Annotated in this window: 1 protein-coding gene; it reads right to left on the bottom strand. The window is 32.4% G+C overall.

Going from position 1 to position 1,187, the window contains the following annotated elements; all coding sequences use genetic code 11:
- A partial coding sequence (locus ACS8FD_RS15645; protein ID WP_439276526.1) for an SCP-2 sterol transfer family protein occupies positions 1-260 on the bottom strand: 260 nt, incomplete at its 3' end.
- Between the last annotated feature and the right edge of the window lie 927 nt (positions 261-1,187).

The following is a 1,187-nucleotide window of genomic DNA, read 5'->3' as shown; positions in this document are numbered from 1 at the left end:
CCCATAATCTCATTCATGTCAGAATCTGTGATGATAGATTGTAAAGTATCACGATCAAGTAGCAGCGTAGTAGTAGCATTATCATTTAAACCTTGATGAAGTAAGCCGTCTGAAAAACTGGCTTCAATATCTTGCTCAGCATCAGAAACTTTTAAATTGATAACCATGTCTGCCAATGCTGGTGGTAAATTCAACTCACCAGCTTCATTCCCTAACTGCGCTACCTGCTCAAACCATGCATCCGTCAAAAAAACTGCCATATTATTATCCTGTTTACGTTAAAAAATTACGATTAATGTCATTGCTAATATTGCTGCGTGTCATTATGGCGTGATTTTATAATAAGTAAAACCCAAAAATATGAGATTTTTCTGAATTGTAACAAATGCTAGCATGGTTAGGTTTGTTTAAGACCGTCGCTGATCAACATAATTTAGTGCTTCACACTCAGTTTTAGCTTCTATGAAGCTTATAAGAAAAATCCTTATGTTTTGTATTGATATATTAAGGTTTTTTGTTATGATGAGCGCCGATGACTTTGAATAACTACATGTCATATAAAAGTTGTTGCTTTAAATAAGCCAAAACAGTTACATAAGATAAAACGTTGATAAACTTCAAAAAATGTTCTTAACATATCTACTTTATAAGCGTATCATAAGTTAAATCATATGGTTAGCGGCAGATAAGTTAATAGTATTAATAAAGATGTATGATGAAATTTAACACTATTGAACAATAGGGTAACTAGGTTAGTTACTCTTTACTTTCAGATTAGAGCTACATCTATTTTTATCATAAATATAACGTTTTACAACCCTTTTACTTAGCCATAAGTAAAGGTTGTTAGCCGTATGGTTTACCAAAGAGTTTGTATTTTGACGCATAGTTCTGATGATATTTTATTAAGATTGCGTTACAATACCTTAAACAGAATCAGGAATTTTAACTAAATATTACGTCAATATGTTTTTGTCAGCCGCCGCTCGCATACCTCTATCATTCACGCTTTGTAAAATAGATGTTTAATGCCTAAAGTCGGTTTGTTTTTGCATTAACTGTAACGATATATTAATTGCCTTAGTCTCGCTGAATAGTAGTCGTAAGCCTTGTTTCTTTTGTGCCATCATTACTAATCAATCCCCTGCGAAAAGTTTAATAAAGTAGTTAATAAACCCTTACGGTAA

The sequence above is a fragment of the Psychrobacter sp. 1U2 genome, assembly GCF_051847575.1.
This window is presented reverse-complemented; position numbering and strand designations above follow the sequence as displayed.